At 48.3% G+C, this 13,481-nt stretch carries 12 protein-coding genes and 1 tRNA gene; 3 read left to right on the forward strand and 10 right to left on the reverse strand.

Annotated features, from left to right (window positions below; genetic code table 11):
* Together GF404_11790 and GF404_11795 are read right to left on the reverse strand one after the other, a co-directional pair.
* Window positions 1-77 (reverse strand) — tRNA-His (locus GF404_11790).
* A 248-nt stretch (window positions 78-325) separates the two neighbouring features.
* Window positions 326-1,147: a hypothetical protein gene (locus tag GF404_11795; protein ID MBD3382863.1), complete on the reverse strand. Its 822-nt coding sequence runs from the start codon at window positions 1,145-1,147 to the stop codon at window positions 326-328.
* Between the two features lie 94 nt (window positions 1,148-1,241).
* Here GF404_11795 and GF404_11800 point away from each other — a divergent pair, with 94 nt between their 5' ends.
* Window positions 1,242-2,450 (forward strand): 2,3-bisphosphoglycerate-independent phosphoglycerate mutase, encoded by a 1,209-nt coding sequence (locus GF404_11800; GenBank protein ID MBD3382864.1) that lies wholly within the window; start codon window positions 1,242-1,244, stop codon window positions 2,448-2,450.
* Here the strand turns inward: GF404_11800 and rsmD are convergent.
* From rsmD to GF404_11820, 4 genes are all read right to left on the reverse strand, one after another.
* Window positions 2,447-3,013, reverse strand: a complete 567-nt coding sequence (gene rsmD / locus GF404_11805; protein MBD3382865.1) for a 16S rRNA (guanine(966)-N(2))-methyltransferase RsmD — start codon at window positions 3,011-3,013, stop codon at window positions 2,447-2,449. The genes GF404_11800 and rsmD overlap by 4 nt on opposite strands.
* Window positions 3,014-3,059: 46 nt before the next feature.
* Window positions 3,060-3,311, reverse strand: a complete 252-nt coding sequence (locus GF404_11810) for a hypothetical protein (GenBank protein MBD3382866.1) — start codon at window positions 3,309-3,311, stop codon at window positions 3,060-3,062.
* Entirely contained in the window at window positions 3,311-3,808 is a 498-nt protein-coding gene (locus tag GF404_11815; protein ID MBD3382867.1) for a hypothetical protein, read from the reverse strand. The genes GF404_11810 and GF404_11815 overlap by 1 nt, the downstream gene beginning before the upstream one ends.
* A gap of 121 nt (window positions 3,809-3,929) precedes the next feature.
* Window positions 3,930-4,730 carry a radical SAM protein gene (locus GF404_11820; GenBank protein ID MBD3382868.1) on the reverse strand — a complete coding sequence of 267 codons (801 nt, stop codon included), beginning with the start codon at window positions 4,728-4,730 and terminating at the stop codon, window positions 3,930-3,932.
* A gap of 81 nt (window positions 4,731-4,811) precedes the next feature.
* On the opposite strand from GF404_11820, the gene GF404_11825 reads away from it, so the two are divergent.
* On the forward strand, window positions 4,812-5,540 hold the full coding sequence (locus tag GF404_11825) for a CPBP family intramembrane metalloprotease (protein MBD3382869.1): 729 nt from the start codon (window positions 4,812-4,814) through the stop codon (window positions 5,538-5,540).
* Between the two features lie 55 nt (window positions 5,541-5,595).
* On the opposite strand, the gene GF404_11830 is transcribed toward GF404_11825, so the two are convergent.
* A complete protein-coding gene (locus tag GF404_11830) occupies window positions 5,596-8,355 on the reverse strand; it encodes a T9SS type A sorting domain-containing protein (protein ID MBD3382870.1) in 2,760 nt (919 codons plus the stop codon).
* 368 nt (window positions 8,356-8,723) lie between these two features.
* Here GF404_11830 and GF404_11835 point away from each other — a divergent pair, with 368 nt between their 5' ends.
* Window positions 8,724-8,927, forward strand: a complete 204-nt coding sequence (locus tag GF404_11835) for a hypothetical protein (GenBank protein ID MBD3382871.1) — start codon at window positions 8,724-8,726, stop codon at window positions 8,925-8,927.
* 42 nt (window positions 8,928-8,969) lie between these two features.
* Here the strand turns inward: GF404_11835 and GF404_11840 are convergent, their stop codons facing one another.
* The 3 genes from GF404_11840 to GF404_11850 all read right to left on the reverse strand — a co-directional run bounded on the left by GF404_11840 (window position 8,970) and on the right by GF404_11850 (window position 13,208).
* The gene (locus tag GF404_11840) at window positions 8,970-9,899 is read right to left on the reverse strand and encodes an EamA family transporter (GenBank protein ID MBD3382872.1); all 930 of its coding nucleotides are present in this window, start codon (window positions 9,897-9,899) and stop codon (window positions 8,970-8,972) included.
* 81 nt (window positions 9,900-9,980) lie between these two features.
* On the reverse strand, window positions 9,981-11,873 hold the full coding sequence (locus GF404_11845; GenBank protein MBD3382873.1) for a response regulator: 1,893 nt from the start codon (window positions 11,871-11,873) through the stop codon (window positions 9,981-9,983).
* A gap of 216 nt (window positions 11,874-12,089) precedes the next feature.
* On the reverse strand, window positions 12,090-13,208 hold the full coding sequence (locus GF404_11850; protein MBD3382874.1) for an AIR synthase: 1,119 nt from the start codon (window positions 13,206-13,208) through the stop codon (window positions 12,090-12,092).
* Between the last annotated feature and the right edge of the window lie 273 nt (window positions 13,209-13,481).

Consider the following 13,481-nt stretch of genomic DNA (forward strand, 5'->3'; position numbering starts at 1 on the left):
TGGTACTGGAGGGCAGGATCGAACTGCCGACCTCCTGATCCACAGTCAGGCGCTCTAGCCATCTGAGCTACTCCAGCACAAAGACGTATTATATTTTAATATGTATTCAAGTCAAGTGCAATTTATAAATAGTATGGGCGAAGAAATGTGGGCGAAGCTGAAGATTTTTTGGTGAGTGATATTATTTACAGGTCAGGTTGCTTGCAACTAACGAATCATTATTATTAGTCATACTCATACATGACAGCTAAGAGAAACCATCCCAATCAGGTGAATACAATCTTTTGAATCAATTTATGTAACATACTTTCCATATTATCCAACATCAATCGCTTTTAACCGCTTCGACTCCGAGGATGTCTTCTCGACGTGAACACTGGAAGCCGGCCTCGGATAAGCGCTTGATCACACCTTCGACGAACTTGCGGGGACGGCCTTTGGAATAAGGATCGCCGGTATAATGAAACAGCCTTCCCCCCGGCCGGATAACTTCGGCCAGCCTGTTGTAGTATTCACCCGAATATAATTCACCGGCCAGCGAAAAGCGGGGCGGATCATGCAAAACAGAATCGTAGTAATCATCATCAGCGGTTTGCAGAAACTCCTGCGAGGTCATCTGGTGAGATACTATGCGATCATCCAGAAACTCAGCCGACCACGGGTTAAGACTGCGCAACAACCTTACGCTCGGGTTGGGTTCGCAGGAATCGACTTTGACCGCGCCCAGCCTCAGGGCCCAGATCGATGTGTACCCCAGACCACCACAGGTATCCAGCACGATATCACCATTTCTGACAGCTGACTCAGCTTTCTGGCGGGAATCCTCGAAGGGTTTTACCAGGCTGGTGCGATGCATCTGGATTCCGTCGATTTCGAGCGTGGGAGCCTCACCCGTCGCAACCAGTTGATAGTAACCATCCTCGTAGACCGACAACTGCCTCAGCCTGCCGTCCTCGAACAGGAATATCGCCCGTTCTTTTTTAAGCGCTTTTTTTACCTGGCGGATATCCAGATTTAAAGCTGTCAAATCCAGTTCAACCTGTCGCAGGCCGAGATCGGTCGAAACCTGAATTGTGCTCCTACCCTGTTCGCGGGCTTCTTTCAGTTTTAGCAGATTTGTATGATCGAACAGTAAATTTTCCAGCATCGGAACTATACCAACAGTTAAGTCTTTTAATTGACAGAGCCGACTAACGATTATAGTATATCCAAAATGGATTAAATGAAAAGGAGTTTTCAGGATGAAAGCTGATCTAATCAGGCAACAGGTCAAAAAAACCGACAGTAAAATAGTATTTCTGATAATGGACGGCCTGGGTGATATCCCGGCCCAGGGCAAGGACACTCCCCTGGCGGAAGCCGAGACTCCCAATATGGATAAACTTGCAGAGCGGGGATGCCTTGGGCTGTGCGATCCGATCGCGCCCGGGCTGACTCCCGGAAGCGGGCCGGCTCACCTGTCCTTGTTTGGCTACGATCCGGTTAAAAACAATGTCGGCCGGGGACTGCTTTCGGCGTTCGGGCTTGATTTCGACCTGGATCCGATGGATCTGGCGATGCGGGGTAATTTCTGTACGATCGACGAAGACGGCAATGTGACTGATCGGCGCGCGGGCAGGATTCCCGACGAAACCAACCGTGAAGCCTGCCAGAAGATTCTCGACAATATCAAGCTTCCCGATGGTGTGGAGCTGTTTTTGCGCACCGAAAGCCAACATCGCGTGCTGGTGGTGATGCGCGCTCATGGGCTCTCCGACCAGGTCGAGGAGACCGATCCGCAGGCTACCGGGGTACCGCCCAACGAACCCAGGGCGCACAACGCCGATGCTGAAAAAACCGAGCGGTTGTTGAGCGATATGCTCCAGCAGATCAAAGAAATACTCAAGGACAATCACCCGGCTAACATGGTGTTATTGCGGGGGTACTCCAAACCGCTGTCACTGCCGACTTTCAACGAGCGCTACAAACTCGATGCGGTCGCAATCGCCGAATACCCGATGTACCGCGGATTGGCCAGGTTGGTGGGTATGAATGTTCTGCCTCCTTACAAAGACTTTAATGATTGCCTCAGCTGGCTTAAAAAGGCCTGGGATGACAACGATTTCTTTTTCGTCCATGTCAAAAAAACCGATTCCTACGGTGAAGATGGCAATTTCGAAAACAAGAAAAAGATTATCGAGGAAGTCGACAAGACGATCGTACCTGGTGTGACCGCGCTCAATCCCGATGTGCTCGTGATCTCATGTGACCATTCCACGCCCTGGAGCATGGCGTCACATTCATGGCATCCCGTTCCGGTCCTGATGGTCGCTGAAAGCATCCGCACCGACCGGTGCACAAAATTCACCGAATTGGATTGCCAGTCGGGTAGCATGGGACGGAATTTGTCGACAAGTTTGATGCCACTGGCTTTAGCCCATGCCGGCAAGCTGGAGAAATTCGGCGCTTAGTCTTTTTTAACGAAGAAATCCATCACCGAGACCCCGTGGGTTTTGGTCTTGAACAATTCGAATCCCACGGGTTCCCGGTCGACTTTGTCTTTTTTGTGGTAATGGGCTATCAGGATCGAGTCTTGATCGGCGACTTTATGTTCATGAATCGCCTTCATAGCCCGATTGACATAATCGCCATAAAACGGTGGCGGTATAAAGATCAGGTCGAATCTGCGCTTTTGTCTGCCCAGCAGTTCAAGAGATTTCAAAAAATCCATACACAGCACCTGCACCCTGTCGCCGATCTGCAAATCGCGCGCATTCTGCTCGATCGATCGTGCCATCTTTGACTCGATATCCACAGCCACAGCATGGCCTGCCCCGCGGGAGATCATCTCGAACACAAATGCCCCGGTTCCGGCAAACAAATCCAGCACCCTGGCATCCTGAACATACGGCATCAGCGTGTCAGCTATAACTCGCCGTACCAGGACCAGCGCGGGACGGGTTTGTGTGCTTTTGGGAATCTTTATAATCCGGCCTTTTAATTCGCCGGCAAGCAACCTGACCTTGTTTTCCATACCGCCAGTTTATCATATTATTGCAGTCGAGTCAATCCGATTATACTCACAAATCTTTCAGCTTGCGAATTTTACGCATCCGCCTGAACATCTGAATATATTCCCGCATCATCTCCTCTTCAGCTTGAGACAGCCCCTCCATGATCGGGATTCCGGTTTTTATCAACATCCGTACGATATCCGCAAGAGTGCGGTCGTACCTTTCGGTGAGCTGGTCCAGGCGGGATTTCATCTCGTAGGATAAAAAGACGTTGATACAATGTTCTCCGCGTACTTTCCTGACCGGCTTGTAGGTCATTATTTCTCCTTTCGATGATATTTCAGGTGGCCGAGAATAACCTGCGGTGTTTTGATCACGATACCATAGTCATGCTTCAGAATTCTAATGAATCTGCTCAGAGTTTCTTCAGGGCGCCGGGTCACAAGCAGATCATCAATTTCTTTTAAGCATGGATGACTGCAGATAGGACAGAGATTCTCCTCGGGTTCACTTACGATCTTAAACTCCATTTCAACAAATTTTCGCAGGCGATTTTTAAGCTTGCGCATGACCTGCTTATAAAAACTCTCAAGTTTGCAGGTTGGCCGTCCCTTGCCCCGGGCGATTTCCGACATGGTTTTCCCTTCGTACCAGTACTTCTCGATCAGGTCGCGTTCATCAGCATCAAGTTTTTCAATTTCCTCTCGCACCCTGGCAATAATCCGCAATTGCCGGGCAGACCGCTCCTTATGATCCCAGGCATTACCACAGGCATTCTCAAGATCCCATTTAAGATTTTTGAATTTATCCGACATTATGCCTCCTTTCAGGAAACATTATGCCGGGATAGTGTCATGGAGACAATTCCATCAGAATGACATCAGGCAAGCTTCTGTTCTATTCAGTTTAATATGAAAATGACTTGATAATCGGTGACTAAAAAGCGAGTACCTCGACACCACTGATTTCGCTGGCACGATCCGCGATGCTTTCGAGTGTCTGGCGATTCAGCTTGAGTACGCTTTTAATTGCTGAGGGACGATCGAGTGAGTATATATGAACTTCACGTGGATCGATCTGTTTGATCAGGCCGGCCCAGCTTTCAATTTCGTCATCTGTGGCATTAAACCTGTCACCTCCCATCAGGAGGGCCTGGATAATCAAATTGGGATGCTCGAAATCTATCAAGCTCTGGACAACACCATCAAACTCAATACCCGGCGCGGGACGATTGATACGGTCAAAAACTTCTTTAGAGCCGGCATCGAGTTTCATGATCGGCGTATCCAGTTTCGCGACGGCATCACGAATCTTTCGGTCGGTCATACGAGTCGAATTGGAGAGAAGCGCGGTTTTAGCCGGTGGATAGTACCGATCGCGCAAACGGATAACCATGTCGACCAGTTCCGGGAATTCCGGGTGAAGCGTCGCTTCACCGTTGCCCGAAAACGTGATGTACCTGATGCCTCGCGGTGCCTGTTTCAGGTAGGTTGCCAGCTCGGCTTCGACCTGGTCAAAAGAAGGCAGGGCAGGTATCCCGGATGCCTCGGCTACATGATAGCTCTTTTGGGTCAATCCGTACTGGCAGTAGATGCAACTGAAGGAACATAACTTGCCGTCAGCAGGAAGGACATTGATCCCCAATGAACTTTTAAGCCTGCGGGATTTGACCGGACCGTAGAGACATTCCTGCTTCAGGTCGAGTACATCCCTGTTGATTTTATCGCTTTCACTCATAGTGGTATAATTTGGCGGTTAAATCGTCAATAGCAAGAATTATATTGTAGCCTGCCCGTTTCTTTACTAACTTCTGCTCCCATGGAACCGATCGCAGATCATAAACAGGTATTAAAACGATTCCCTGATTCGGAATTCGAGATGAACCTGTATTCCTGGCTTATGACTTTTTTCTTATGCGTAGTCTGGCCATTGGGAATCATTTTGAAGTTTACCCTCAGCGACCGAACCGGTAATATCGAAGACTTCAGCCCGCTGATAAGTTTCTATCTGCCCACGATCATCACCCAGTTAATAATTCTGTTTCTAATATATCTGGTAATCAAAAAGGAAGAAGTCGGTTTCAAGTCTGTCGGACTGGGAAAATTCAAGCTGGTATATATTGCAGATGCAATCTTGTTTCAAGTGACAGCCTGGTACATTCTCGGTCTTGTCAGCTCATTACTGGTAAAACTCGAATTCATTGAATTTTATGATACTGCCCCGCTTCTCCCCCAAAGCGCTTTCGAGTTTGGGATATTCCTTGTTCTTTGCGTTGTTGCGGCTGTGGCAGAGGAAACTGCTTTCAGGGGCTACTTGATTTCGAGGCTGACACGAATCTCCCGCTCGAGACTGCTGGCTGTGTTTCTTGCAACCCTGGCCTTTTCTGCGGGGCATATTTACCAGGGCACGGGTGGTTTCATATTGATTTTTCTCTATGGACTGATGTTCGCCGTCTTGTATTTCATAACCCGCTCGCTCTGGCCCTGCGTGATAGCTCATTTTATCCATAACGCCGCAAAACCCGTACTGAGTCACTTTTTTCAGTAGTGAAAATAAAACCTCCATCAAATTCGATGGAGGTTTTTTCAAAGGAGTTCAAGGATTATTTCAATAGAGTCATCTTTTTGGTCAGTGATATATTGCCGGCTGAGAGCCGATAGAAGTATACACCGGATGATAGGCCGGAAGCATCGAATTCAAGGCTGTGTGATCCAGCCGGCAGATTATTGAAAGTATGCCTGTTTACCGTTTGACCGAGCATATTGATAACATCCAGTTCAACATTAGAATACTCCCGTTCAAGGCTGAAGCTGATTGTTGTGGCCGGGTTGAACGGATTGGGATAATTCTGTGCCAGGCTGATATCTGTAGGCAGGGGCAGATCGGAATCATCATCGGCAGAAGTCGGATTATAAACTGTTGAATTAACGAAGACATCGTAGCCTCGTCCCAAATTGCGGTTATCGCACCAGACCGTGACAGCGTTTTTACCATCGACTGCTACCGCTGGATACTCATCGCGCGCATCACCTGAATAACGCGAAACCGGCAGGTTGCCCTGTATAATCCCGGCCTCATCGACAAAAGCCTGGTAGGCGCGTTTAATATATCCACGTTGATCTGTCCAGGTTACCGCGTAGTTGCCGTCAGCATCCATTCCAGCTCGAATTCGGTCGAATCCGAGATTCGGTTGCGAAGATATGATTTTCACACTTTCTATTACATTGCCATCCAGATCCAGCATCATGCTATGGATTTCAGTATCGATTTCGGTCTCATTGATCCAGGCTATCACGAAGTGCTCGAGTGCCGGATGCGCCGCCAAATCGAAATCCTTGTGCTGGTTGAGAGAGGAATCAACAGGAATGATATAGTTTTCACCTGACAAACCGCCATCGATGTTAACTACCTGTAAAAAGACAAAAGTCTTGTCGTCTATCAGGCTGTTGAATGCCACTACGAACTGATCGTTACCTGCCGAAACCACGCGCGGGTTATAGCATGGGTATTCATGCTGATTAATCTTGAAATTCGAGCCGATCGGAAAGCCGGGAGTGCTAAAAGTCTGGCAGTAGATATCGTCGTTACCATCGCGCTGATCACGCCAAACCACGATCATTTCTCCATCGCCTGTTATATCGCAGTCAGGTTCTGCATGAAGTGTAGCGGTTCCATCGAGGTCATCATTGACTATGATATTATCGCCGATCCTGCTCCCGCTAGAAGTGAATCGCTGGGCAAAAATACTAATTCCGCTGATATCTTCGGCCTGTCTGCCATCAGCCCAGCAGACCGCACTGCGTCCGTTTTCAGCGCTCCCTATCGCGGGACTGTTCTGGATCGCGATAGTGCCGTCATCATTGACCAGAATCGCGTCACCGAGTTTACTTCCAAACTCATTCATACGCTGAAAGTAGATATCACCGTCATCTGAACGGCTGTCTTTCCAGACCGCGGCGAAATCACCGGAGGCCAGGCTGGCGATATCCGACTCGCTCATCTGCGCCCCCGTGGAGGTCGAGGACAACTTGAAATTCGGACCAGTTGATTCAGAATTGCTGTCAAGCTTTTGAGCATAGATTTGAAGCGACATGTCACGGCTGTCATTGAAAACCACCAGCGCTGATCCATCAGCATGGTATACCGGCAGGGGATTGAAACGTTCACCTGTCGCGAAAGCATCGGAAATAACATAATCATCGCTGTCGAGTTCAGCTTTGGAATTCAGCTTGCGGGCAGTAATTTCTGCCCGATCACCCAACTCTGCCCAAACTGCCAGGATTTTTTCCTGGCTATCCGAGACCATGCTGACATTGAAGGCATAGTTGTCAGTACCTTCACTTAAAGCAAAGTTATCATCTACCCTGTTGCCATCGGCATCGAATAACTGCACATAGATATCCTGGTCAGTACCACGATCATCGGAAAAAGCTACCAGGTAACCGGCCTGTGAAGTATAGATCATTTCAGGGTCGAATTGATTGGCTGAAATCCCCCCCATATCGGCCACATTGATCGAGCTACCTGCAGTCGTTCCGTCAGAATTGAATAACCGCAGGACGACATCAGCGCCTGTGGATGAGATTTCTTCCCAGATAATCGCGAAACCACCGACGTCGTCGCAGGCAACCGCAGGCAACCAATAGTCAATACCTGAAGTTGTTGGTGATATCTTGAAATTGCCGCCATTTCTGGCACCGGTCGAATCGAAGATTTGAGCGTAGATCGCTGATCCCAGACGGGTATCCTCCCAGACCACAACCAGGCGGTCTTCAGAAGTATAGGCCAGATCCGGATATGATACTATGTTGGCGGAGCTGTTGTCATTGACTTTCAGGGAATAGTTTATCTTCGTGAAACTGCTGTCATAATATTGCAGGTACAGATCTCCGGACTCATCGACCCAGACAAGGGCGATTATCCCATCAGACGATTTTGTGGCCTGAGCCATAAATTGATCAACAAATGCCGGATTCTCGATCAACTGTTGATTCGAACCGGGAGTATTTCCATCCGCATCGACCTTCTGTCCGAATACGTCATAAGTGCCATTGCGATTGTCTTCCCAGCCGACCATAACATGGTCATTTTCAATATTTACTAAAAACGGTCTGCGGTGGTTGAAACGGTTCTCGCCGGCAATCGGATTGACCTGGATATCGTCGAAGAGCATTGACATATCAGTAGAGTAAGTCCTGGTAAACAGGTTCGGGCCGGGATTATAAAAGGTACCATCGGCGACCGCGCTACGGTGATTGCGGATATGCTCCGCCAGCCCGTTTTTTGAAGCGGAAACACCGTCCGGGGTGAAAGCCAAAACAAGTATGATAATGAGAATTGCCAATAATATGATCTTTTTCATAAACACCTCATCTTCTGTCCAGCCAGTATAAGGCAAACAGCGTGCCCCGTATTGAGGCTGTTCAATTCTTATACATTTGTTCCCGATCCCGATGTCAATTTCGGGAAGGCCTTTCTAAACAACAATCCTGCAAATGGATAGAAACCAGATTGCTGGAACGTATTTTTCAGTATTTTCGTGTGGGGAATTCGCGTATGCAATTTTGAATAAGCTTACATAATTTTGCAGAGTTTGGACTGCAACAGTTTTCACATCTCCACTGCAGACGATACGATTTTAGTTAACTGTTTTTTAACAGTAGCTGATACGATTGTTTTAAGATCGAGGCTTTTCGATTCCGATAATATATATGAAAGGAGTGAAGCGGTATGTATACAGCTTCGGTGCAGGGTATCCAGCAAAATTTGGCAATGTTCAACCGCTATGCCCGCGATCTTCAGGATATCGAGAAAGCGGATGTGGTGGAGGATATGGTGGGTATGATGATTTCTGAGAAAGGCGTCTACGCCAACGTTAACGCCATCCGGACAGCCTACCAGATGGACAAGCAGATTATCGACATGATTGCCTGACAGGGGCTCTTTCCCGTCGACCGTCAGATAATCCCGTACCGCCTATTTCGGTGGCGCGGGTTTTTTTATTTTTCGACTTCGCCCCAGAACCATAATCAGGCATCCCACGGTCAAAAACAGTCCCCCCATTATTTCCCGGAAGGTCGGCATCTGTCCCAGGATAGTGGCCGCTATCAGGACGACATAGATCGGCTGAGTCTGGCTAATTATTGCGACTTTGGATAGTTCGAGATGCTGGAGCGCTGTCATGTAGATCATTCTGGAAAAAATAGGCCCGAAAATCCCCAACGCGATCACTCCGGGCCAGACTGTTTTCAGCCCTGAAAAATCGGGATTGAGCGAACTCAGGATTATCCAGTAGACAACCGACATCATCAGGTTGCGCAGATATGTAATTATAATCGGCCGGCCGTAGCGAACTGCCATCTTGGAAAAGAACTCGGTCAAACCGAAGAAAAATGACCCGACCAGAACCAGCCAGAAACCGGTGCTGTACTCGACTCGCAGATAGGCTCTCATTATAACTATCCCCGCTATCGAAAGAATCCCGCCGAAAGTTTCCAGCCGATTGAAACGTTCGCCCAAAAATATTACCCCGCATAAAATCGCAATCAAAACTTCAGAGCGGTTCAAAAACGCCGCCAGCGAGGGATCCATGCGCTGTACTCCTGCCCAGAAAAACCATATCGCCAGAAGTGAGCTGGCGGTAAACGCCAGAAGCCAGATATACCCCGCTTTCGTAAAGATCAGGATATTGCTTTTGACTCGTCTGAAGGGCAGGTAGACGATGCTCATTATCAATGTGGCGATAGAAAAGATAAACGCGTTCATCATTAGCGGTGATATATAATCCAGGTTCCATTTGCCGGTAACTGTCGCGCAGGCGGCGAAAAATGCGGATGTAAACGAAAACAGGTAGCCCAGTTTTTGCGAGTTTTCATTCTCTTCTGTGTTGTAATCAGATTTCCACACGGCTCAATCCCTAAAAATATAAACCGCAAGATATGGATTAAGTCCGGGTAATCCAAATGGATTATAAGATTATGGCAGGAGTTAAGCTCTCAGCGGTTCACGGGCAGGAAATCCGGTCTCGGATTTAATGGCACGGGCCAGTTCTTCCAGCATGTAAGGCTTACGAAGGTACGATCCGGCTCCCAGTTTCTGCATCTCGAGTACCCTGTCGGTAGGCGAATATCCGCTTACGATGACTACTTTCTGCCCCGGTTTGAATTTTATGATTTCCCTGTATGTATCCAAACCATCAAAGCCCTTCTCCATAATCATGTCCATTAACAGCAGGTCGTAGTCTTCTTTTTTCAGGATGTCAACAGCCTTACTGCCGTTTTCAGCGGTCGTGACAGTATACCCGAGCAATTCGAGCATCTCCGAAGCCATTTCTCTCTGTGCTGGATCATCATCGATTACCAGAATCCTACCGCTACCGTACAATGCAGACGATACAGTTGTTGTATCAGTGTCTTCATCACTCGTTGCAGGAAAGTAAAGTATGAATTCTGTCCCCTGACCAGGGTGCGAATCTACGTCGTAATATCCCTTGTGGTCTTTCACGATACCATAGACAACAGAAAGCCCGAGGCCGGTACCGCTGGTTCCCATCTTTTTCTTGGAGTAATATGGTTCGAAGATTTTGTCGATTTCATCTTCCGGTATCCCCACACCGCCGTCTTTACAGGAGAAAATCACGTACTGGCCTGCTTCAATTCGGTTATATCCTCCGTGAAGAGCCGCTAAATTTTCGACTGTGGTTTTTATTTCAATATCACCGGTGTCCTGGATCGCATCGAACGCATTAATGATGATATTCATCACGACTTTGTAAAGATGCGACTTTGACCCATGTATGAGCGGGAGGTCCTGTTCGAGATCGACGATCACCTTTATTTCAGGCCGATTGACCTGCAGTTTCTGGAATGCTATTGATTCCAGGTATTCCCTGATCACGTCGTTGAGGTTTAAGGCTTTCATCTCATAACGACCGCGCCTTCCTAAAGTCAACAGGTCCTGGATGATATCAACCGCTTCCCCGGCTGATTTGGCAATTCGAGCGATCTTGTTCTTGAGCGGATTTTTATCATCCATGCCAGCCAGTATCATATCGGAATAACCGACCAACGGACCGAGGATATTGTTGAGGTCATGAGCCACTCCCCCAGCCAGCATACCCAGTGATTCCATTCGACGAGCACGTTCCAACTTGGTTTGAAGTGAGTATTTCTGTTCTTCGGCGTTTTTGAGTTCCACGATCATATTTTTGAGACGGATATTGCTTTCGACTAATTTGCTTTCCTTCTGGCGAAGTTCCCGGGCGGCCTGCCGTTCTTCATCGAGGCTCTGTTTGAGCCGATTTACCAGCATCGTACCGGGAATAACAGTGAGAGTGTTAAGCAGGATGAAGTTTGATGCTATCACTATCCATTTTTCGAGAGTGTAAGTCTCTGAAACATCCCATGCCAGATAACCTGCTTCCAGAAGGTATCCGATCAGTGCCATGGTGCAGACGTTTAATGCCAGTGCTATATAAGCGAAACGTGCCCCCAGGATAATCCCGACCAGAACCGCAAAAGCGAACAGCCACATCGGCCCCGCCGCAAACGCTCCAGGTGACAATATCAGGGTCATTCCCATCAGATAGAACAGCGTCACGGCCAGGACCGCCCTGAGATTATATGAAGTACGGTTAAAAAAAGTAACGAACAGGGCCATGCCGTAGGCAATTGTATCCACTATCACGATCTGGTATAGATTGCTTTTTAGTGCAAGTATAACACTGGGGATATATGTGAAGATACCCAGAAGTGAAGCGGCCAGAAAGATCGTGCGAAGTATTCGTTCCCGCCAGTAGAGAAGTTTATTGTCCTCTACCGATTTCGGCGGATGAGTCAGATTGTATAAATACTTCTTCACCGGCTCCATTGCTGAGCTCATCTCTCCAGCGCCCCCGATTTCTACTTGATAACAGCAATTACGACAATCATGGTGCTAATCACATATTCGGCTGAATTGTAGCAGGGATTGAGCTAAAACATGATAATCTAAGTCTTTATGCAGCCAGACTGTACAGCCATTAATACTGTGCTAATAAATACAGGGGTCGAGTTCAGTTTTGAAACCGCCAGATACTGTTTACTTATTCTGATGATATCAGCCCGAGGCAATTATGCTTCGGAAGAATGCCGGCCAGAATGGATCCTGATGGGGCATTTCAATCGGTATTTCGAGACCACCGCTTCTTTTTAAAATACGCCTCGACTTGTCCTCGACTACCTTACCGATAACCGAGGCCTGAATGTTTTCTTTCGTTAGAGCTGTGATTACATTTTCAGAACTACCCGGATCGGCAGTCAAAAGCAGAGAACCTTCGGCAATTGCCTTCAAGGGATCGATGTCAAGCAGTTCACAGACGATCCGGATTTCTTCGGGATAGATGAACTTGTTTTCATCGATCTCCATCCCCACCTCGCTGGCACTGGCGATTTCAAACAGGCCTCCGATCACACCACCCTCGGTGGCGTCATGCATGGCGGTCACCTTCCCGGACTTCATCGCAATTTCGCAGTCCCTCACCACGCTCATCTCGGTTTTATAAGCTTTGGATTTTTCGACCAGTTCGGCGGGATGATTTTTGAGCAGTTCCTGCTCGTACAGGTTGGCCAGAATACCGGCAGTCTCAACTGCGGGTCCCTTGGTAAGAAGAACATCATCGCCCGGCCGGGCACCAGAGGGAGTGATATACTCGTTTTTATCCGCAATGCTGAACACCGTCACACCACCGATAAGCGGGCTGGCAAGTCCCGGATAGTATCCGGTGTGACCTCCCACGATCGCAATCTCGAGTTCGAGCGCGGCCTGGTGGATCGAATCGACGATACGCTTAAATTCGGCTCTGTCGGTCTCGGGCGGCATAAGCAGGCTGTATGTCATAAACTCCGGCTTTACTCCCATCACGGCGACATCGGATGCGCCGATATGAACCGTATACCAGCCAAACATCTCAGGTGGCTGGCCGGGAATCTGAAAGATCGGGTCCTCGGCAATCACCATAACCTGCTCATGACCGATATCGATCACCGCTGAATCCACACCGGTCCGGGGCGGGACCAAAACACGGCTGTCACTTTTTCCCAATCTTGCAGATATAAACTGTTCGAAATCAGACAGATCGATTTTGCCGATTTTAGGGACAGGAACTGTCTCGGCTGTCCACAGCCTGGCCAGCTCACACACTTCCTCAGCCAATTCCACCGGGTGCTGACCGACCATGACAGTCAGCGGTTCCTTGCCGGGAGCCTTGGATTCATAGAACATTTTCGGCACTTTGCCACCGGCGGATCGGACAGCCTCTGCGATCTTCCACGGCATCGAAGCTTTGTCGATACCGATCACTTCCGACGGTTCCTTTTTTCGATCGATCGCGCTGAATAAATATCCCTTTTTCTTACAATGATCTTCCAGCCATTTTGAGAACTCAGGATTATGACGGAAATTTATCGCCGAGCGGATTGATTTGTCGTATTTCTGAAACTCGATCAGCAG

The organism is Candidatus Zixiibacteriota bacterium (genome assembly GCA_014728145.1).
GTDB lineage: Bacteria > Zixibacteria > MSB-5A5 > JAABVY01 > JAABVY01 > WJMC01.

Excerpts from the sequence above, each read along its gene's own strand:
- GF404_11795 (MBD3382863.1), bottom strand. The coding sequence starts at position 1,147 with ATGCTGGAAAATTTACTGTTCGATCATACAAATCTGCTAAAACTGAAA.
- GF404_11800 (MBD3382864.1), top strand. The coding sequence starts at position 1,242 with ATGAAAGCTGATCTAATCAGGCAACAGGTCAAAAAAACCGACAGTAAA.
- rsmD (MBD3382865.1), bottom strand. The coding sequence starts at position 3,013 with ATGGAAAACAAGGTCAGGTTGCTTGCCGGCGAATTAAAAGGCCGGATT.
- GF404_11810 (MBD3382866.1), bottom strand. The coding sequence starts at position 3,311 with ATGACCTACAAGCCGGTCAGGAAAGTACGCGGAGAACATTGTATCAAC.
- GF404_11815 (MBD3382867.1), bottom strand. The coding sequence starts at position 3,808 with ATGTCGGATAAATTCAAAAATCTTAAATGGGATCTTGAGAATGCCTGT.
- GF404_11820 (MBD3382868.1), bottom strand. The coding sequence starts at position 4,730 with ATGAGTGAAAGCGATAAAATCAACAGGGATGTACTCGACCTGAAGCAG.
- GF404_11825 (MBD3382869.1), top strand. The coding sequence starts at position 4,812 with ATGGAACCGATCGCAGATCATAAACAGGTATTAAAACGATTCCCTGAT.
- GF404_11830 (MBD3382870.1), bottom strand. The coding sequence starts at position 8,355 with ATGAAAAAGATCATATTATTGGCAATTCTCATTATCATACTTGTTTTG.
- GF404_11835 (MBD3382871.1), top strand. The coding sequence starts at position 8,724 with ATGTATACAGCTTCGGTGCAGGGTATCCAGCAAAATTTGGCAATGTTC.
- GF404_11845 (MBD3382873.1), bottom strand. The coding sequence starts at position 11,873 with ATGAGCTCAGCAATGGAGCCGGTGAAGAAGTATTTATACAATCTGACT.
- GF404_11850 (MBD3382874.1), bottom strand. The coding sequence starts at position 13,208 with ATGGTCGGTCAGCACCCGGTGGAATTGGCTGAGGAAGTGTGTGAGCTG.